Source organism: Neorhizobium sp. NCHU2750 (genome assembly GCF_003597675.1).
In the GTDB taxonomy this organism is placed as follows: Bacteria; Pseudomonadota; Alphaproteobacteria; order Rhizobiales; family Rhizobiaceae; genus Neorhizobium.
In genome coordinates this window covers 4,255,486-4,275,131 of the sequence record NZ_CP030827.1, presented here as the reverse complement: position 1 = coordinate 4,275,131, position 19,646 = coordinate 4,255,486, and the positions used below count along the sequence as shown (strand labels likewise).

The 19,646-nt window shown below is 60.8% G+C and carries 21 protein-coding genes; 17 read left to right on the top strand and 4 right to left on the bottom strand.

Annotation, left to right across the window (positions count from 1 at the left end; translation table 11 throughout):
- Positions 1-57 precede the first annotated feature (57 nt).
- Complete coding sequence (locus tag NCHU2750_RS20575) at positions 58-3,342, bottom strand: autotransporter outer membrane beta-barrel domain-containing protein (RefSeq protein ID WP_119942671.1); 3,285 nt, start codon at positions 3,340-3,342, stop codon at positions 58-60.
- Between the two features lie 290 nt (positions 3,343-3,632).
- Between NCHU2750_RS20575 and NCHU2750_RS20570 the strand changes: the two genes are divergently transcribed.
- The 9 genes from NCHU2750_RS20570 (at position 3,633) to NCHU2750_RS20530 (ending at position 12,671) form a co-directional block, all read left to right on the top strand.
- Positions 3,633-4,910, top strand: a complete 1,278-nt coding sequence (locus NCHU2750_RS20570; protein WP_119942669.1) for an imelysin family protein — start codon at positions 3,633-3,635, stop codon at positions 4,908-4,910.
- Between the two features lie 45 nt (positions 4,911-4,955).
- Complete coding sequence (locus NCHU2750_RS20565; RefSeq protein WP_119942667.1) at positions 4,956-6,494, top strand: di-heme oxidoreductase family protein; 1,539 nt, start codon at positions 4,956-4,958, stop codon at positions 6,492-6,494.
- Complete coding sequence (locus NCHU2750_RS20560; RefSeq protein ID WP_119942665.1) at positions 6,494-7,606, top strand: imelysin family protein; 1,113 nt, start codon at positions 6,494-6,496, stop codon at positions 7,604-7,606. Before NCHU2750_RS20565 ends, NCHU2750_RS20560 begins: the two co-directional genes overlap by 1 nt.
- Position 7,607: 1 nt before the next feature.
- Positions 7,608-8,693, top strand: a complete 1,086-nt coding sequence (locus NCHU2750_RS20555) for a DUF1513 domain-containing protein (protein ID WP_162939694.1) — start codon at positions 7,608-7,610, stop codon at positions 8,691-8,693.
- Between the two features lie 37 nt (positions 8,694-8,730).
- Entirely contained in the window at positions 8,731-9,183 is a 453-nt protein-coding gene (locus NCHU2750_RS20550) for a TspO/MBR family protein (RefSeq protein WP_119942661.1), read from the top strand.
- 71 nt (positions 9,184-9,254) lie between these two features.
- Positions 9,255-9,704: a PaaI family thioesterase gene (locus NCHU2750_RS20545; RefSeq protein WP_119942659.1), complete on the top strand. Its 450-nt coding sequence runs from the start codon at positions 9,255-9,257 to the stop codon at positions 9,702-9,704.
- Positions 9,704-10,342 (top strand): 5'-methylthioadenosine/S-adenosylhomocysteine nucleosidase, encoded by a 639-nt coding sequence (locus NCHU2750_RS20540; protein ID WP_119942657.1) that lies wholly within the window; start codon positions 9,704-9,706, stop codon positions 10,340-10,342. The genes NCHU2750_RS20545 and NCHU2750_RS20540 overlap by 1 nt, the downstream gene beginning before the upstream one ends.
- 39 nt (positions 10,343-10,381) lie before the next feature.
- Positions 10,382-11,959, top strand: coding sequence for a glutamine-hydrolyzing GMP synthase (gene guaA / locus NCHU2750_RS20535; protein WP_119942654.1), 1,578 nt, complete (start codon positions 10,382-10,384; stop codon positions 11,957-11,959).
- Positions 11,960-12,242: 283 nt separating this feature from the next.
- Positions 12,243-12,671 (top strand): hypothetical protein, encoded by a 429-nt coding sequence (locus tag NCHU2750_RS20530; protein ID WP_119942652.1) that lies wholly within the window; start codon positions 12,243-12,245, stop codon positions 12,669-12,671.
- A gap of 594 nt (positions 12,672-13,265) precedes the next feature.
- On the opposite strand, the gene NCHU2750_RS20525 is transcribed toward NCHU2750_RS20530, so the two are convergent.
- Positions 13,266-14,036, bottom strand: coding sequence for an alpha/beta hydrolase (locus NCHU2750_RS20525; RefSeq protein WP_119943618.1), 771 nt, complete (start codon positions 14,034-14,036; stop codon positions 13,266-13,268).
- 158 nt (positions 14,037-14,194) lie between these two features.
- Between NCHU2750_RS20525 and NCHU2750_RS20520 the strand changes: the two genes are divergently transcribed.
- The 5 genes from NCHU2750_RS20520 to NCHU2750_RS20500 all read left to right on the top strand — a co-directional run bounded on the left by NCHU2750_RS20520 (position 14,195) and on the right by NCHU2750_RS20500 (position 16,849).
- Positions 14,195-14,761 carry a sigma-70 family RNA polymerase sigma factor gene (locus tag NCHU2750_RS20520; protein ID WP_119942650.1) on the top strand — a complete coding sequence of 189 codons (567 nt, stop codon included), beginning with the start codon at positions 14,195-14,197 and terminating at the stop codon, positions 14,759-14,761.
- A gap of 5 nt (positions 14,762-14,766) precedes the next feature.
- Positions 14,767-15,447, top strand: a complete 681-nt coding sequence (locus NCHU2750_RS20515) for an NrsF family protein (protein ID WP_245480293.1) — start codon at positions 14,767-14,769, stop codon at positions 15,445-15,447.
- 137 nt (positions 15,448-15,584) lie between these two features.
- The gene (locus tag NCHU2750_RS20510; RefSeq protein WP_119942648.1) at positions 15,585-15,866 is read left to right on the top strand and encodes an AbrB/MazE/SpoVT family DNA-binding domain-containing protein; all 282 of its coding nucleotides are present in this window, start codon (positions 15,585-15,587) and stop codon (positions 15,864-15,866) included.
- Complete coding sequence (locus tag NCHU2750_RS20505; protein WP_119942646.1) at positions 15,866-16,255, top strand: type II toxin-antitoxin system VapC family toxin; 390 nt, start codon at positions 15,866-15,868, stop codon at positions 16,253-16,255. Before NCHU2750_RS20510 ends, NCHU2750_RS20505 begins: the two co-directional genes overlap by 1 nt.
- A gap of 3 nt (positions 16,256-16,258) precedes the next feature.
- A complete protein-coding gene (locus tag NCHU2750_RS20500) occupies positions 16,259-16,849 on the top strand; it encodes a YqaA family protein (RefSeq protein ID WP_119942644.1) in 591 nt (196 codons plus the stop codon).
- A gap of 12 nt (positions 16,850-16,861) precedes the next feature.
- Here the strand turns inward: NCHU2750_RS20500 and NCHU2750_RS20495 are convergent, their stop codons facing one another.
- Both NCHU2750_RS20495 and NCHU2750_RS30625 read right to left on the bottom strand, forming a co-directional pair.
- Positions 16,862-17,416 (bottom strand): methylated-DNA--[protein]-cysteine S-methyltransferase, encoded by a 555-nt coding sequence (locus NCHU2750_RS20495; protein WP_119943615.1) that lies wholly within the window; start codon positions 17,414-17,416, stop codon positions 16,862-16,864.
- Positions 17,417-17,536: 120 nt separating this feature from the next.
- Positions 17,537-17,701 (bottom strand): hypothetical protein, encoded by a 165-nt coding sequence (locus NCHU2750_RS30625; RefSeq protein WP_162939693.1) that lies wholly within the window; start codon positions 17,699-17,701, stop codon positions 17,537-17,539.
- 175 nt (positions 17,702-17,876) lie between these two features.
- Between NCHU2750_RS30625 and NCHU2750_RS20490 the strand changes: the two genes are divergently transcribed.
- Genes NCHU2750_RS20490 through NCHU2750_RS20480 form a run of 3 tightly spaced genes read left to right on the top strand, consistent with a single transcriptional unit; the run spans position 17,877 to position 19,614 of the window.
- The gene (locus NCHU2750_RS20490; RefSeq protein ID WP_119942642.1) at positions 17,877-18,227 is read left to right on the top strand and encodes an ArsC family reductase; all 351 of its coding nucleotides are present in this window, start codon (positions 17,877-17,879) and stop codon (positions 18,225-18,227) included.
- 7 nt (positions 18,228-18,234) lie between these two features.
- Positions 18,235-18,708, top strand: a complete 474-nt coding sequence (gene ybaK / locus NCHU2750_RS20485) for a Cys-tRNA(Pro) deacylase (protein WP_119942640.1) — start codon at positions 18,235-18,237, stop codon at positions 18,706-18,708.
- 9 nt (positions 18,709-18,717) lie between these two features.
- Positions 18,718-19,614 (top strand): MBL fold metallo-hydrolase, encoded by an 897-nt coding sequence (locus tag NCHU2750_RS20480; protein ID WP_119942638.1) that lies wholly within the window; start codon positions 18,718-18,720, stop codon positions 19,612-19,614.
- The last annotated feature ends 32 nt before the right edge of the window (positions 19,615-19,646 follow it).

Below are 19,646 nucleotides of genomic sequence, written 5' to 3'. Positions count from 1 at the left end.
GATTGCCGGAATGCATGAATGGCGCGCACCGAGGGCCGCGCCATTCGCTTGCGATTATCAGAACTTCACGGTGAAGCTTGCCTTGGCGCTGTGGGCCGAGGCATCGCCGGCCAGCTGGCCGGAATAGCCGATGCCGAAGGTCGCGCGGTCGCTCAGCTTGAAATCGATGCCTGCGTCGACGAGCGCGGCATTCTTGGCGATACCCGCACCGTCGATCGAGAAGCCGGCACCTTCCAGCGACATGTCCGACTGGGGGTGAATGTCCCCAAAGGCATGGCGCCAAGCGACCGCGCCACGCAGGCTTGCCATCGTGTCACCCAGCGCAACATCCGTCGACGCGCGCAGACCGATCGTCGTGAATGTCGTGCTGTCGCTGCTGCCGTCACTTGAAAGGGCTGCACTGCCGCCGTTTTCGCTGAAGCTGCCTTCCTTCAAATAGACGTAAGCCAGATTGGCGAAGGGCTGAAGATCGACCTTGCCGGCCCTGGCGTCGTAATTCGCCTCGCCGAAGATCTGCAGCGTATGGGCGTCGTAATCCGCCTTCAGCTGCTGATCGAGGCCGAGAGCGCTGACATTGCGCTTCGTGTCGATGTCATGGAAGCTGTAGGCGGCACCGGCCTGGAGGCCGAAGCCATCGAGTTTGCCGCCGGTATAAATGCCGACGTGATAATCGTCGCTGTTGCCGGAGGAGGACAGCCGATCGGCATCATAGGAACCATGGCTGTAGCCGAAGGCGAAGCCGGCCCGCCAGCTATCCGAAACCTCTCCATCGGCACCGACGATCAGACCGCCGGTGGAACGGTCGATGCTGGCATAGCCATCGCCGCCGTTCTTGCCCCAGCTGCCGAATGCCTGCCCCCATACGCCGGCGGAATTCGACTGCGCCGGTGGCTGTGTGCCCGCAGCTACCGTGCCGAAGGCGCTGTTGACGCGTGCCGTGATGGCATCGCGGATGAAGCGGCTGTCTTCGATCAGGGCGGTCTTCACCGAAGCGTGGAATTCGCCGGAGAGCTTGTCGAAGGCGGAGGCAGCCGTCTCAGCGTCTGCAGAGCCGGCAACCGCTTCATAGAGCGCATCGCCGGCGCCGAGGCTTTCGATCGCACTGGCGACATGGCGCCCGTTGTCGGTATCCGCCGCCGATGCGAATGTCACCGCGTTGCGTACGACATCGAGATAGACATTGTTGGCATCGTAAGCCAGCGAGCCTTCGAGGAAGGCGGTAATATCGACATCGGACAGCGTATAGGTGCCGGTCACCCCGCCTGCCGCGGTGAGGATCGTGTAGCGGCGCGTGGTGATGGCGCTGTCGCCATAGGGCGTGGCCGTGACCGTGCCGGCGATGGTCGCCGTTCCGCCGACGTCGATCAGATCCGCGCTGGTACCATCGAATTCGACCGCGTAGGTCGAGCCGGCAAGCTGCGTATAGTCGCCGGTGACCGAGATGGTTCCGACCGAATGACCGGGTGCGATGGTGCCGGCGACGTTCAGCGCGCTGAATGTGCCGTTACCATCGAGCAGCGAGCCTGCGTCGATCGTCATGGCGGCATCGAGCGTGCCATCGACGCTCAAGGAACCGTCCACCACCGTAACACCGCCGGAATAGCTCTGATCGCCGGTCAGGACCCAATCACCATAGACGTTGAGCAACTCGAAATTGTCGGCGCCGGCAAAGCTGCCGCTGCCGTTCAGGTTGATGGTATCGGTGCCGGTGCCGCCATCGATCGTGCCGATGATACTGGAACCGGTGTAGATATTCAGCGTGTCGTTGCCGCCGCCCATCTCGATCGCCGGGCCAGCGGTGGCGGAAATCGTGCCGTAGTTGGAGATCACGTCGTCCTGCTCGCCCACAAGGCGGATGCCGAAACCGCCCTCGCCCTTGATCGTACCTTCATTGACGATCTTGGTGGCATAGGGGGCGTCACCCGCATCGCTGTCATCGATGAGGATGGCGTTGTCGGTGCCGCTGATGACCGAACCCGTGCCCAGATTGAGGATTGTGCCGCCGCCGGCGGCAATGCCTTCGCTGGTGTTCGGCGAACCGTCCTTTTCGCCCTTGGCACCGGTGCCCTCGATCGTGCCGTAGTTGGTTATGGTCGCAAGACCGTCGATATCGACGCCGTCGCCATCGCCATTGACGGAATTGTCGTCGATAGTGCCCTCGATCGTGCCGTAATTGACCACGGTACCGTCGCCGTCGGACCCGACGCCGGAACCGTTACGGCCGATGATGGTTGCGCCTGCATCGTTGGTGACGTTGACATCGACGTCCGAGGTGATGCCGTGGCGGGCACCCGAAATCAGGCCGCCGGCATAGTTATGCACGGTGCCGGCATGGCCCTGGAAATCGATGCCATCGTTGGACGTGTCGTCATCGGGATCACCGGACGTATTATCCGGCGCGCTCGAGATGATCTTGCCCCAGTTGTTGACGACACCGTTTTCACCGGGACGGACAGCATCCGCATCGGTCGCGGTGATTTCGCCGGTCGCATAGTTGTTGATGGTGACGCTGCCCTTGCCTGAGGCGATCTTGTCGAAGTCGATCGCCTGCCCCGCCTCGTCACCCGTACCGACGGAGGCAATCACGCCGGCATTGTTGAGAACCACCGTTCCGGTGGCCGTGGTGTCGTCATCCTCGTCGCTGTCGATGCGAATGGCATCCGAAAAGGCTTCGATCGTCGCGCCCGCCTTGTTGTCGATCAGGACGGAACTGACATCCAGATACTCGCCGATATCGATGCCGCGGCTTTCGGACTCGACCGATGAGATCGTGCCGGCATTGACGATCGAGATCGCGCCGCCGCCAATCTTGATCGCATCATTGCCGGCAGCGGTCATGCTGCCGGATGCCTCATTGGTGATGGAGATCACCGCGTCCTTGGATTCCACCGAACCGAGATCGATGATCTGGCCTTCGTCCGAGGAGAGGGCACCCGCATTGTCGATGGTGATCGTGCCATCGGTCACGTCCGTATCGACACGGATCGTATCGTCATCGGAGGCGATGGACGCGCCGGCATTGTTGGTGATGGTGATGTTGCGAGGATTGTCGTCACCGTCCGTATCGATGCCGCGCTTCGTTGCCGTGACCGAGCCGGAATTGGTGATCGTGACGCCGGGTGCGGGCGATGCTCCGTCCCAGACGATCGCATCGTCATCGACATCCAGGCTACCGCCCTTATCGATGACGAGGCTGTCGGTGCCGGATACCGTCTGCTGTTCCGTCTCGGATACGCCGGCTGCGACGACCTGGTCGGCAGCGTGAGCATGGATGGGAGCAACCGAACAAAGAAGCGAAATGAAAAATGCGCTGCGGACCTGAGCGCCTCGGGCAATGGCCATACTTTCCCCCTATGGCAATAGTGATGACCGGGCCGTATCGTTGCGCCATGAAGGTTTGACGACAGTTTGGGCAAAAACTCTGTTGGCCGCCCACGAATTGCCGGCCGGTATGCTGAGGCGCGACAGCTCCGGTCGCGACTTGCCGCCCTGATGCCGCGACACCAGCACCCCTGCGAACCGAAAGTTGAGCATTTCAAACTATTCTAAACTAGAACGTTTGACACCAGTTTTAAATCACGCAAAAACTCTCTCGGGCGGCGTTACGGGATAGACGCCGCGAAGGAGAGGACATGACCCAAAAGACCTTGATCGGCGCCGCTTTGGCGCTTCTTGCCGCTTCATCGGTCTTCGGATCGGCACCGGCGCGAGCGGACACCACACCCGAAGCCGTGCTCAAACACTATGCCGAACTGGCGCATGCGAAATATCAGGATTCGCTGACCACGGCCCAGGCGCTCGACAAGGCGGTCGACGCGCTGATCGCCGCGCCGAGCGACAAGACGCTGAAGGCGGCGAAAATCGCCTGGATTGCAGCACGCGTTCCCTATCAGCAGACCGAGGTCTATCGTTTCGGCAACCCGATCGTCGATGAGTGGGAAGGCAAGGTGAATGCATGGCCGCTGGACGAAGGGCTGATCGACTATGTCGACGCGTCCTATGGGACCGAGAGCGACGAGAATGCGCTCTACACCGCCAATGTCATCGCCAATCCGAAGATCAAGATCAACGGTGAGGAAGCCGATTTCACCGAACTCACGCCGGAGAAGCTCCGCAGCCTGAACGAGGCGGGCGAGATCGAGGCCAATGTGGCGACCGGTTACCATGCCATCGAATTCCTGCTCTGGGGCCAGGACCTCAACGGCACCGGACCGGGCGCCGGCGAACGTCCCTATACAGACTATGACAAGGCCAATTGCACGGGTGGCAATTGCGATCGCCGCGCCGCCTATCTCAAGGCCGCGACCACGCTTCTCGTCTCGGATCTTCAGGACATGGTGACGGCCTGGGCACCGGATGGCGAGGCAACCAAACATGTCGAGGCCGACCCCAAGGCCGGGCTGACCACCATCCTGACCGGCATGGGCTCGCTCTCCTATGGCGAGCTTGCCGGCGAACGGATGAAACTCGGCCTTCTGCTGCACGATCCGGAAGAGGAGCATGACTGCTTCTCCGATAACACCTATGCCTCCCATCTCAACGACGCGATCGGCATCAAGTCGGCCTATACGGGGCAGTATACCCGTGTCGACGGGACCAAGATGAAAGGTCCATCGCTTTCCGATCTGGTGGTCGCCAAGGACAAGGCGCTGAACAAGGAGATGATGGGCAAGCTCGATACCACGCTTGCGGCGATGAACGTGATGAAGGACCGCGCCCAGAAGGTCGAAGCCTATGACCAGATGATCGGCGAGAACAACAAGAAGGGCAATGCAGTCGTCCAGAAGGCCATCGACGGGCTGACCAGCCAGACCAAGAGCATCGAGCGCGTCATCGCTTCGCTGGATCTTGGGACTGTCGAGCTCGAAGGATCCGACAGCCTCGATAACCCCGACGCCGTGTTCAAGTAATCGACAAAAAGGCGGGCCTCGCTCGACGGCGAGGCCCGGTTTGCCATGGCCCTGACCGGCGCCTCAAAATACCTGCTACCGCTCTGTTCCGCCGCGATGCTGCTGACGCCATGGATGGCGAGCGGCAGCGATGGTCCGTTGCCCAGCACTCGCACCGATCTCAATCCCAAGGATCTGAAACGTGTCGAGCGGGTGACGCAGCCGGTGACGGATTTTTCCCGGTCCGAACAATTCGAGGCCATGCCGGCGGGGGCAGCAACGACGAAGGCGATCGTCAATGGCGATGCGTTTTCGCATTTCTCACCCAATATCACCTTCGAGGAAGAGCAGACCTTCAAGCTCGGCAATGCGCTGTTCACCAAGCTCTGGGTTTCCGCCCCGTCCTCCACCCAGGCATCGGACGGGCTCGGGCCGCTGTTCAACGCACGCGCCTGCCAAAGCTGCCACCTGAAAGACGGGCGGGGCCACCCGCCGGAAGGGGCTGCGGATGCGACCTCGATGTTCCTGAGACTGGCGCGACCTGCCCGCACCAGTGCGGAACGGGAGGCGACCGCGGATTACCGCAAGCTCAATTTCCCCGATGCCGTCTATGGCGAGCAATTCCAGGATCTCGCCGTTCCGGGCCTTGCTGCGGAAGGCCGGATGGAGATTTCCTATGAGGAAATTCCGGTTACGCTCGGCGATGGTGACATCGTCAGCCTGCGCAAGCCAAGCTATTCGGTCAGCAATCTCGGCTATGGCCCGATGGAAGGCGACGTGACGCTATCGCCAAGGATAGCGCCACCGATGATCGGCATGGGGTTGATCCAGGCGATCCACGAGGCGGATATTCTCGCCAGGGCCGATCCGGACGACAAGGATGGCGACGGCATATCCGGCAGGCCGGCGCTGGTGCGCGACCATATCAGCGGCGAACTGAAGCTCGGTCGCTTCGGCTTCAAGGCCCAGAATGCCTCGATCCGCGACCAGAGTTCGTCGGCCTTTGCCGGGGATATCGGGATCTCGACCAAGGATGATCCGTTTTCCCATGGTGACTGCACCAAGGCACAAGGCGAGTGCCTGGCCATGCCAACCGGCGTGCAGGAACGGCTAGGCCCGGTCGAGGCTCCCGAGCCGGTTCTCTCGCTCGTCACCTTCTATTCGGAAAACCTCGCCGTGCCGGCCCGTCGCGACATCGACGACCCGACGGTGCTGAAGGGCAAGCAGATGTTCTATTCCGCCGGCTGCATTGGCTGCCACACGCCGAAATTCGTCACCCGCCGCGATGCCGGCAACAAGGCGCAGGCGTTCCAGCTTATCTGGCCCTATTCGGATTTCCTGCTGCACGACATGGGCGAAGGTCTGGCCGATGGCCAGCAGGTCGGCGTGGCCGATGGCCGGGAGTGGCGCACCCAGCCGCTCTGGGGCATCGGCCTGACGAAGACCGTCAACGGGCATACCTTCTTCCTGCATGACGGACGTGCGCGAAACCTTACCGAGGCGATCCTCTGGCATGGCGGCGAAGGACAGGCGGCCCGCGATGCATTTGCCGCCATGGATGCTCAAGACCGCTCAGCCCTTCTCACCTTCCTGGAGTCCCTGTGATGCGAAAGATCATTGCCGTCGGCCTGACCGCCCTGCTTTCCGCAGCCTCTGCCCTACCGGTATTTGCGCAGGACGCGGATACGGCGCCGGCCGTGGAACTGCCAGCTGCAACGGTGACGAAGGTGATGACGGCTGCCGTCAACGGCTTCATCCGGCCCGGCTACGACGCGTTTCAGGCCTCGGCCGAAGAGATGGCTACGACGATGAAGGCGCTCTGCAAGGCGCCCTCGCAGAAAAATTACGATGCAGCCAGGGTAGGTTTCGGCAAGCTCGCCGCCAGCTGGGCTCATATCGAGATCGTTCGTATTGGTCCTGCTATCGAGCAGAACCGCTTCGAACGCATCATGTTCTATCCCGACCGCAAGAGCACGGGGCTCAAGCAGGTGCAGGCGGTATTGTCCAAATCCGATGAGACAGCGACCGACCCGAAGATGCTTGCCACCAAGAGCGTTGCGACGCAGGGGCTCGGCGCACTGGAATACCTGCTCTTCGGAACGGGCTCAGATACGCTTATTTCCGGAAATGACTTCCGCTGCCGTTACAGCGCGGCGGTTGCCGGGAATATCGGCAATGTCGCGGCCGAGATTGCCGGCATATGGGATGCGCCGGATGGTATCGCCAAGGCCTGGGAGCAGCCGGGGCCGGACAATCCCATCTATCGCACCAGCGGCGAGGCGATCACCGGCCTGCTCGGTATTCTCGTGCATGGCGCCGAAACCGTCCGCGACCAGCGTATCGAAACCTTCTACAAGGGCGCCGACAAGGCGAAGTTTCCCAAACAGGCGCTGTTCTGGCGGTCGGAAAACACCTGGCCGATGGTGAAGGCCAATCTCGACGGGCTTGCCGAACTGCTGACCAAATCCGGCATGGTCGAGCTTCTGCCGGAGAAGGACAGGCCGATGGTTGCCGCGACGGACGAAAAGCTGAGGGCGATGGCAGCACTTGCCGCGGGCATGACGCCGGATCTCGAAAAGGCGGTTGCGGATGAGGGCGATCGAAAGAAGCTCGACACATTGCTTGCCGACGGCAAGGAGGTGATCACCAGGCTGAATGACGGATATGGCGGCGCGATCGGCCTTTCTTCCGGCTTTTCCTTCGCCGACGGAGACTGACATGGCCTGGTGTGGCGCGGTGATCGACCGCCGGGCATTCCTGAAGGCCGCCGGCATCGGCTTTGCGGCAACGCTTGCGCCCGGTTCTCTTCTGGCCTTGGAGCACGCCGATGCCGTCTACGCTTCCGGCTTTCGTGCACCCGATGGTTCCTTCGGCATCGCCACCGTGTCCGAGCGCGGCGAGATTATCGACCGCGTGGCGCTTCCCGCCCGTGCGCACGGCATGGCCTACAGCGCCGCCACCGGCCGCGTCGTCGCCTTCGCCCGTCGGCCGGGTACGTTTGCGATGGTCATCGATCCCTCGCGCCAGACAGAGCCGATCATCATGACTGCACCCGAGGGACGGCACTTCTACGGGCACGGGCATTTTTCCCCAGATGGCGCGGTGCTCTATGCCAGCGAGAACGACTTCGACAACAATCGGGGAATGATCGGGCTCTATGATGCCCGCCAACGGTTCCGGCGGATCGGCGAGTTCGATGCGCATGGGATCGGCACCCATGACATGACGGTGTCGGACGACGGATCGCTGCTGGTGATCGCCAATGGCGGGATCGAGACGCATCCGGATTTCGGCCGCACCAAGCTCAACCTCGACCATATGGAACCGTCGCTCGTCATGCTGGATGCAAGGACAGGGGCGGTGGTGCAGAGGCATTCCCTCCCCTCGTCGCTCCGCCAGCTTTCGACACGCCATCTCGACATTGCCGAAGGCGGCCGCATCTGGTTTGCCTGCCAGTGGGAAGGTGCCCGCAACGCAGCACCACCGCTTGCGGGCTGGTTTTCGAAAGGGGACGATATCGCGCTCCTGCAGCTTCCCGACGAGACGACGGCCCGGCTCGGCAATTATGTCGGGGCGATCGCGGTGAGCCGGCACGAGAACATCGTCGGGCTGACATCGCCGATCGCCGGTGGCTCCGTCATACTCGACGCAAAGAGCGGACTGGTGCTGAGGGAGGAAAGCGTGCGGGAGGCCGCCGGGGTGGCGCCAGCGGCGCATGGCATGGCGGTTTCCACCTATGACGGACGGTTCAATGGCAGCCGCAGCGACGTCGCCTGGGACCAGCATATCGTGCGGATCGGCTGACCTGTGCCTGAACGGTCGGCGCCCTATCTGTCAGCCCATGACCAAACCCATCGTCTTTATTCTTTTCATCGTCGCCTCGGTGTCGCTCGGGGTGTTGAGTGGTGTCAGCAACCTGCCGGGCGCGTGGTATCAGTCGCTGGCAAAGCCATTCTTCAATCCACCCGCATGGATCTTCGCGCCGGTATGGACCCTGCTTTACGTGCTGATCGGGGTGGCGCTCGCCACGACCTGGTATGACGAGGACAATGGCGGCAGGCTCACCGTCTTTGCCATCCAGGGCTTTCTGAATATTTCATGGTCGCCGGCCTTTTTCGGGCTCCAAAGTCCGGGCCTCGGCCTCGCCATCATCATTCCCTTGCTCGTGTTCATCCTGCTGTTCATCGGCATGAGCTGGCGTGCCAACCGGTTGGCGGCAGCGCTTTTCATCCTCTACGGCCTGTGGGTCGCATTTGCCACGGCATTGAACCTGTCGATCGTTCTGTTGAATTGACAATTGTCATATTGTCGTGCTTGCCCATCCGTCGGCAGCATGCCACTTTCGGCCGAATGCAAGGGCGGGCCATGAAGATTACAGACCCAGGGGACTTTCACGAGCGCATCAAGCGCAGTTTCCGGAACCAGAATGCGATGGGAATGCTCGGCGCGGAGCTGACGCGCATCCAGCAGGGCATGGTGGAGATCGAGCTTCCGTTCGATCCGAAGCTCACCCAGCAGCATGGTTTTCTGCATGGCGGGGTGATTTCGGCTCCGCTGGAGACGGCCTGTACCTACGCGGCCTACACGGTGATTGCCCCGAACGTGTCGCTGCTGACGATCGAGTTCAAGGTAAACCTGCTGTCTCCCGGCCGCGGCGAGCGGTTCTTATTCCGCGGAGAGGTCACCAAGCCCGGTTCGACGATCATCGTCGCGGATGGCCGCGGCTATGCGATCGGCGACGGACCGGCCAAGCTGATCGCCTCGATGACGGCCTCGATGATGGTGATCCGCGACCGGATCGACGTGGTGGAATAATGAGTTTCGAACTGAAACAGCTCGGCCCTCACACGGTATTGTTCGTGATGGCCGTCGATGCCGAATACGGGCAGCATCTCAAGTCCAGCATCAAGCCGTTGATGACCGGCGTCGGCCCCGTCGAGGCGGCCATCGTGCTGTCGCATGCCTTGACGAAGCTGCAGGGTGAAAACCGGTTGCCGGATCTGATCGTCTCGCTCGGTTCCGCCGGCTCGCGCAATCTCGAACAGGCCGAAGTCTACCAGGTCGCGTCGGTCGCCTATCGCGACATGGACGCCTCGCCGCTCGGCTTCGAGAAGGGACGCACGCCGTTTCTCGACCATCCGGCGGCCATGCCCCTGCCGCACATCATTCCAGGTGTGCCCCAAGCTTCGCTTTCGACCGGCGGCAATATCGTCTCGGGCTCGGCCTATGATCTCGTAGCCGCGGACATGGTGGACATGGAGACCTTTGCAGTGATGCGCTGCTGCCAGCTTTTCGGCATATCCCTGATCGGGCTGCGCGGCATTTCTGATGGGAAGGAAGAGCTGAAACACGTGGACAACTGGACCGAATATCTGCATGTCATCGACGAGAAGCTGGCCGGCGTCATCGACAGCCTGGCGAAGGCCCTAGAAACCGGCGATTTGCGCATCTGAGCAGTTGCAAAAATCGGGGTTCTTCATTAAAGGCTCGCCATGACCCAGATAGCTCATCCCGACAGCATCCTCATCATCGATTTCGGCAGCCAGGTGACGCAGCTGATTGCGCGCCGCATCCGCGAGGCGGGTGTCTATTGCGAAATCCATCCCTTCCAGAACGCCCAGGCGGCTTTCGACAAGCTGCAGCCGAAGGGCGTGATCTTTTCCGGCGGCCCGGCTTCGGTGACGACGGAAGGCAGCCCCCGCGCCCCGCAGGCGGTGTTCGACAGCGGTGTGCCGATCCTTGGCATCTGCTACGGCCAGCAGACATTGTGCACCCAGCTTGGCGGTGTCGTCGAAGGCGGCCATGCCGCCGAATTCGGCCGCGCCGATGTGGAAGTGAAGAAGTCGAGCCCGCTGTTCGAAGGCTTCTGGGAAAAGGGCGGCCGTTATCCGGTATGGATGAGCCACGGCGACCGCGTGACCAAGCTGCCGGAAGGCTTCGAGGTGATCGCAACCTCGGAGAATGCTCCTTTCGCCATCGCTGCCGACGAGAGCCGCCACTATTATACGACGATGTTCCACCCGGAAGTGGTGCATACGCCGGATGGCGCCAAGCTGCTTTCCAATTTCGTGCACAAGATCGTCGGTCTGAAGTCGGACTGGACGATGGCAGCTTACCGCGCCGAGATGATCCGCAAGATCAAGGATCAGGTCGGTTCCGAGCGCGTCATCTGCGGCCTTTCCGGCGGCGTCGACTCGTCGGTTGCGGCGATCCTCATCCATGAGGCGATCGGCGACCAGCTGACCTGCATCTATGTCGACCATGGCCTGATGCGCCAGGGCGAGACCGAGCAGGTCGTCGGCATGTTCCGCGACCACTACAACATTCCGCTCGTCGCCGTCGATGCATCCGACCTGTTCCTCGGCCAGCTCGAAGGCGTCACCGACCCGGAAGCCAAGCGCAAGACGATCGGCCGCCTGTTCATCGAAGTGTTCGAGGCGGAAGCCGCCAAGATCGCCGCCGACGGCAAGGGCGCGCCGAAATTCCTCGCACAGGGCACGCTCTATCCGGACGTGATCGAAAGCGTCTCCTTCTCCGGTGGCCCTTCCGTGACGATCAAGAGCCACCACAATGTCGGCGGCCTGCCCGAGCGGATGAACATGCAGCTCGTCGAGCCGCTGCGGGAATTGTTCAAGGACGAAGTCCGTGCGCTTGGCCGCGAACTCGGCCTGCCGGAAAGCTTCATCGGCCGCCACCCCTTCCCCGGTCCGGGCCTCGCGATCCGTTGCCCCGGCGGCATTACCCGCGAGAAGCTCGACATCCTGCGCAAGGCGGATGCGATCTATCTCGACGAAATCCGCAAGGCCGGCCTCTACGACACGATCTGGCAGGCATTTGCCGTGCTTCTGCCGGTCCAGACCGTCGGCGTGATGGGCGACTACCGCACCTATGACTTCGTCTGCGCGCTGCGGGCAGTGACCTCGGTCGACGGCATGACGGCGGATTTCTATCCCTACGACATGAATTTCCTCGGCCGCGCGGCAACCCGCATCATCAACGAGGTGCGCGGCATCAACCGCGTCGTCTACGACGTGACCTCGAAGCCGCCGGGCACGATCGAGTGGGAGTGAGGGTCTGGGATACTGTGGAGGGCTATGTAGAGAAATAGCGTGAGGAAAATAGAAGGTTAGGGGATAATGGCTTGACATATCGGGAACCATTGTCAATCGACCTGCCCTCTTTTTCTAACATGCTGATTTTCTTTGGAGTTTCTCCAGAACTGCCGAAACGAGCCGAAGCCTGCAAAAAATTCTGACGGTAGTTTTTGATCCGGAAAGAGCGATTGAGAGAACTACCGTCAGATTGAATCGCTGGGTCTGGCAATAATTTTCCAGCCGACGAGGGAAACAAGCGATGAGCGATCCAAAAGCAGACTGTGAAACCCTTATGACCTCAGTGCTCCCTTTTGCTGAGCAGATGCTGACCACTCATGGGGAATTCATTCCATTCGGCGGTGCGATGCGGCCAGACGGCCAACTCGTCTCGATAGCAGGTTATGACGGAAACGAACATTCGAAGTCGGTCGATGTAATAGCCCTCATGAAGGGGGGATTCGTCGCTGCTGCACACAAGGGTGAGTATAAGGCGACGGCCGTCGTATACGATGTACGGGTCAAATTGCCCTCAACCGAAGAAGAGTCCGATGCCATTGCCGTCTCGTTGAACCATAGCGATAACTACTCGGTCATAGTCTTCCTTCCCTACAAGCTCGACACCGGAAAGCTGATCCTGGGCACAGTCTTCGCTCAAAAGGGCGAGGCGGATATATTCCCGACGCAGTAGCCTCCATGCACTCTACCGATCAGGTTCGGCAACAATCGGTGTGAGACGTTCCCAATCTGGCGTCGATCATGGCCGAGGAAAGCGGGAGCGGATTGAGCATCCGTCCTTACACACGGCGGAAGTCGGCGAAGTGATCCCGCTTTCCGCTCGCGACTCTCAGGTGTTGGTTCTGGCCCTCGTGGAGCCGACACCGTAAACGAGCGTTTGCGCGAAACAATCAGACGTTATCGTGGCGCCACCCGGCTTACGTGACTATTCATGCGCTGACGGTACTTTTTGGCCGCATCGGTGGTGCGGCACAGCCAGTGGATTCGAGAGAAATGGATCGATCGATGTCGATAGTCCCTGAAAGCGAGGAATTTCCAAAACGGCCGAATTCTCCTTTGAAATCAAGAGCCGCGCATATCTGACGGTTTGGGCGACGGAAATTATCGGGGCGTCGAGATTTATTGTGGCGATAAATCAGAGTGTTATGTTCAATCATAACCATTGAGTGGGAGTGATCCGGCGCGCATGACAGCCTGATCTACAATAGTTCAAACGCGGCGAAACAGGGATGTTTCGCCGCGTTTTCATGTTCAGCGCGAGGATCGCTTATTTCTCGACGCCTGCTGCGACGAGGATCAGATGGGCGATCTCCTTGGGGTGGGAGACCAGCGACAGGTGGCCGGAATTCACCTCGATGGTGGTTGCGCCCATGCGCTTGGCAAGGAACCGCTCAAGATCCGGCGACGTGGTTTGATCCTCTTTCGACACGGCGTAGAAGCTTGGCTTGTCCTTCCAGGCGGCAGCCGTCGTCTTGCCGGCAAACAGGGTTGCCGCGATCGGCTGCTGTTCCGCATAGAGCGTCTCGGCTTCTTTCTTCGGAAGACCATTGGCGAAATGATCGACGAAGGCTTTTTCTCCGATAGTCTGGAAACCGTCATGGGTCTCCACGCCGGCGCGGACCGGCATGGTCGGGAACTTGCCGGAAAGAGCGGTGAAATCCTCGCCGGCATCGGGAGCGCGCGCCGCAACATAGACCAGCGCGCTGACCTTCGGATCGACACCGGCGTCGCTGATGACCGTTCCGGCATAGGAGTGACCGACAAGGACGGTCGGTCCGTCCTGCTGGGCGAGCGCGCGCTTGGTGGCGGCAACGTCGTCGGTAAGAGAGGTCAACGGATTCTGGACGGATGTCACTTTCAACCCGGCGGCCTGCAAATAGGGGATGACCTTCGACCAGCTCGAGCCATCGGCCCAGGCGCCATGGACCAGAACGACATTATGGGCCTTTACCGGTGCCTGGGCGGCAGAGGCAGGGCCCGTTGCCAGGGCAAGCATCGTGCCGGCGGCGATGACCAGGGTGGCGGCTATTTTCTTCATGATGATAACTCCTTGTTCGTGAAGCTGCGGCTTCATCGGAGCTGTTCGAAATCAATCGCCGCGCTGTTACACGGCTCACGGCGTCGTGATGGCGCCCCCGCCGGATTTATTTTTGCGACCCGCTGTAACAATCGCGCCCGCGGATCGAATGACATGTCATGGACATACGCGAACAATCATGGGCTGCGGCAATGCGGGCGGAGCGATCCGGCCAGCGGCTGGCCTATGAAACCTTCCTGCGTGAATTTTCCGCCTCGCTGCGGCGGATCATCGGTCAGCGTCTTCGAGGCCTCGGCCTCAATGCCGCGGAGACCGAGGACATCGTGCAGGAGGTTCTGATCGCGGTACATTCTCGGCGTGACCAGTGGGACGCGTCCCGCCCGATCATGCCGTGGCTGAATGCGATTACCCGCTACAAGGTGATCGATGCCGCGCGACGGCTTCGCCGGGACGTGAGACTTCGGCTGGAACTTACCGAGGAAGAATGGTCGGGTCTTTCCGGGCCAAGCGAACCGGATCCCGCCCATAACACGGCCGATGTCGAGAAGATGATTGCCGGCCTTCCGCCCGGACAGCAATCGGTGGTGCGGGCGATCGGCATCGATGGCGCATCGGCGCGCGATACGGCGGCCCGGCTGGGCTCGACGGAAGGGGCCGTTCGGGTGGCGTTTCACCGGTCGCTGAAGACGCTTATGGCTGCCGCACAAAAAAGTTTCGAGGGATGATCAAAATGAAGGATGCAACGATATCGTCGCTGCCGGCCGGACGGACGGACGACCTGATCCGGTCGATGGCGATGGAGGCCGGCGACCGGGCAAGGGAGCGGGGCAAGGCCCGAACTCCAACCTTGCGTCAGGCTCTGGCTGCAGGACTGGTTCTGGCGCTGATCTGCTCGCTTGCGACCGTGATACTGCTCAGCGGACCACGCCCCGATCTTTCCAATGTCGCAACGACATGGACCTTCCAGTTCAAGGTGGTGGCGATGACGCTGGCGGCAGGCGGCGCCAGCCTGATGGTTCGCAATGCCGTCATTCCGGGGATTGCAGGCAAGAGGCTGCTGCCGCTGCTTCCTGCCGCCCTGTTCATGCTGGCGGGAGCCGGTTTCGATCGGTCGGGCCTGTCCCTGGGCGGTGCCCACGCGTCCTCCGTTACATCCTGCATGGGCGTGATCGTCATTGCTGCCCTTCCTGCCCTTGCCGTGATATTTGCGGCCATGCGCAGGGGCATTCCGACAAGACCGAGGCTTGCGGGTACACTTGCGGGCATTCTGGCAGGATCGCTTGGCGGCCTTGCCTACACGATCGCCTGCATCAACGATGGAGCGGCGTTCGTCGCCCTCTGGTACACACTGGCGATCGCGCTCGTTACCGCAATCGGCGCCATCGCTGGACCGAGGGTGCTGGCCTGGTAGATGGTGCGGGTTCGGGAGGTCGCACCGTGATCTGGAAATCGACGCGATCTTTTCCAGCCTTGACCGCATCAAAGGCTGCCTTGTGAGCCAATGCGCGATCCTCTATCCTGAGCCGGATCTTCATCCGGAGCGCTGCCATGACTGACGACGTCATCACGCGAATTTCTGAAAAAGGCGAGATTACGCTGCCAGAGGCGGTGCTTGAAAGGCAGCATTGGGATGCGGGAACCAGCCTTATCGTGGAAGAGACGCGCGATGGCGTGCTTCTGAAAAAGCGTCCAATCTTTACGCCGACGAGCCCCGAAGATGTTTTCGGAATGATCAAGCACGAGGGTAAGCCGAAGACAGTCGAGGAGATGGAACAGGGCATTCTCGATGAAGCCCGGCGAAGCTTTGCCAAAAGCATCGATCCCGACTGATGATCGCCATCGACACCAATCTTGTCATCCGTTACCTGACAAACGACGACGCGAAGCAGTCAAAGCAAGCGCGTGCCGTCATCAATGGCGACGACGTTTTCGTTTCGATCACAGTGATACTTCAAGTCGAGTGGGTGCTTCGAAGCGTTTACGGGTTACCACATACGGCGTGCCTTGCGGCCATACGGAGTTTCGCAGGTCTTCCCACAGTCAGACTGGAAGAACCGGCAATCGTCGCGGAAGCTCTTGACCTCTTTGCCCAAGGTATGGATTTTGCCGACGCGCTTCATCTTCTCAAGGCGCGCCATTGCGAAAGATTCGTCACTTTCGATCGAAAATTCATGAAAGCAGCCAAGGCTGCCGGTCACGACATGGTACAGGACGCCTGACTGATGCTCAGCAAACTCTACGACTGGACGATGGCGCTCAGTGCCCGCAAGTCCGCGGAAATCTGGCTGGCTGTCATTGCCTTTGTCGAAAGCTCGGTCTTTCTGGTTCCGGCCGACGTGCTGTTTTTGCCCATGTCGCTGGCGCGGCCGGAGCGCGCCTGGCGTTATGCGCTGGTCGCCACCGTGTTTTCGGTTCTCGGCGGGATTGCCGGCTGGTGGATCGGCTCGTTCGCCTTCGATGCGATCGCCGTGCCGATCCTGGCATTCTGGGGCAAGCTCGATACGTTCAACCAGTTGAAGGAGGGGATCACGTTCGAGACGATCCTGCTGATGCTGGTCACGTCCGGCTTTGCGCATCTGCCGCCGATCAAGGTGGTGACGATCCTGTCCGGCGTGGTGCATGTCAGCCTGCCGCTGTTCATCATCTCGGCGGCGATCACCCGCGGGGCCCGCTTCTTCCTGCTCGCCTTTCTGCTGCGCCGCTACGGCGAGGATATTCGCCATTTCATCGAAAAGCGGCTGGGCAAGATCGCCATGATCGTGGCGGCCGTGCTGATCGCGGCTTTTGCCGGATACAAACTGCTTGCCCATTGAGGGCGGGACTGCTCAAAAGAGGGATTGCTGGGCGGGCTCTGCCGATGCGAGGCTGACACCTTCGAGTTCAAGCATGCGCGCCTTGGACAGCGAGCCGCCGGGGGCCGAAAAGCCGCCGATCTTGCCGCCGGCTGCCAATACTCGGTGGCACGGAATGATCAGCGCCACCGGATTTTTCGCCATGGCCTGACCGACGTCACGGGCGACCTCGGGGCCGAATCCCAGTTCTCTGGCGATGGTGCCATAGGTCGTTGTATGGCCCCAGCCGACGCGACGGGCCGCGGCGTAGATGCTTTTGAAAACATCATCCTGATCGGCAAGGTCGAGACGGATATCGGAGAAATCGATGCGCTCACCGGCGAAATAACGCCTTACGCGGTCAATCACCTGCTTCACCTCCAGCGGAGGAAGCGATCTCGTCGCCTTGGAAACGCGGCGTAAAACCAGATTTTCGGTGGAAGCTTCGCTGGCGGTCGGCAACTGGAACCGGGTTACCCCGGCGTCGTTCCAGACGATGCCGCAAAAGCCACCATCGGTTTCGAATATGGTATAGTGCTGCTGTTGCATGTTCGCCTCGGCCTGTTCAGGCGAAGGATGATCCTTCGGCGATGCATGTTCAACCCGTTTCTTGCCAACGGGCAAGGCAATGGAACCGCCACCTGAGACGGTTCCGGCCTTGAAAGAATATCAACCGATGCGGTCGAAGGCGCGCGGATCGATGCCGAGGATGGTCAGGTCGCTGTTCTTCGGACGACGATGGTTTTCAACGGCGTTCGAAGCGGAAACTGCGGCACCGAAGATTGCGAATGCACGGCTGAGGCGGCTACCACGGTTCTTGGTCTGGGCGGACATGACGATCAACTCCTTTTCAGTTGACTAATATATGCCCTCACAGCCCCTTTTTCACAACGCATGCGGTCACAGGTCAGCCATGCAGACTTGGCATGCCCCTATTTGATCTGCCTCATTGGCTTGCCAGCACCGATATGCTGTTGCTATCGCTTCGCCGACAGAAGAGGAGGTCTGAATGGCGACCGTCATCTACGGCATCAAGAATTGCGACACGATGAAGAAGGCCCGCATGTGGCTGGACGGCAAGGGTGTCGACTACACGTTCCACGACTACAAGACATCCGGCATCGACCGAAAGCATCTGGAAGACTGGATCGACCGGGCGGGCCTCGATATCGTGCTCAATCGTGCGGGCACGACATTCAAGAAACTCGATGAAGCCGAGCGACAGAATATCGACCGGGCAAAGGCAATCGAGCTGATGCTGGCGCAGCCGTCGATGATCAAGCGCCCGGTGCTCGAGGCAGACGGCAAGCTCGTCATCGGCTTCAAGCCGGAAATCTATGACGATGCTTTTTCAGGCTGACTGATCCATGTCCAAGACGACACGCGCCACGCAGACACTCGACAAGCTGAGGGTCGCCTTCACGACCGTGGCTTACGACTATGACCCCAATGCCGAGCGGATCGGCATGCAGGCGGCGGAAGCCATCGGCGAGGAACCGCGACGGGTGCTGAAGACGTTGATGGCCGAGGTCGACGGCAAGGCGGTCTGTGTAGTCGTTCCGTCCGACCACGAGGTCTCGATGAAGAAACTGGCGGCGGCCTTTGGCGGAAAATCCGCTCACATGATGAAGCCTGCGGATGCCGAGCGGATGACCGGCTATCATGTCGGCGGGATCAGCCCTCTCGGGCAGAAGAAGCTGGTGCCGATGGCCATCGAGATCACCGCGCTCGAAGAGCCGCATGTGTTCATCAATGGCGGCCAGCGTGGCCTGCAGATCAGGCTCGCACCGCAGGATGCTAAGGCCGCATTGAAAGCGATCGCCGCATCGCTGATTGCCTGAGAGGACGTTATGACGGACAAGCCCGGCATGATCGACACCCTGCGCATCCTCAATCCGGCACCGGGCATATTCGCCTATTATGACGGACGCATTGCCGGCCGGCGGCTCTACAGCGAGAAAGCCAACTGGCTGGACGACGGCGCCTATTCGCTCGGCGTTGCGTCCTATGCCATCGTCGATGGCCGACAGGCGCTGATCCATGACACGCATATCTCGCTCGACCACGCCCGCGCCATCCGCGCCCATGTCGAAGGGCTCGGGGCACGGGATATCCGCGTTGTCCTCAGCCACTGGCATGACGATCATATCGCCGGCAACGCGGTATTCGCCGATTGCGAGATCATCTCGCTGAAGCTCACGGCAGACAGGCTGACCGACAATCGCGCAGAGATCGAAAAGGCGGATCCGCCGATCTGTCCGCTCGTCATGCCGACAACAACGTTCGAGGAGAGGCTCGATCTCAGCGTCGGAAGGCGCCGGGTCGAGCTCGCCCACTTTGCCATTCACAGTGCCGACGGCAATGTGATCCGGCTTTCGGACGAAGGCCTGATGCTGGCCGGTGATACGGTGGAAGACACGATCACCTACATTTCCGAACCCGAAGAGATCGCCAGGCATATCGACGAGCTGGAGCGGATGGCGAAACTGCCGATCGAACGCATCCTGCCGGCGCATGGCGATCCGCAGCGTATCGCGGACGGTGGCTATGCCAGGTCATTGATCCGCGCAAACCAGTCCTATCTCCACCGGCTGACTGCAGCGATATCGAAGGGCGAGACGGTCGAGCCTTCGCTCAAGTCCTTTATCGCCGATGATCTTGCCTCCGGTGCCGCCATCTATTTCGAGCCCTATGAAGCCGTGCACGAGAAGAACATTGCCAGGGTTAAGACCGCGCTCGGAAAATAGCTCTTCTCTGGCATCCGGTGCTTATCGCCGGC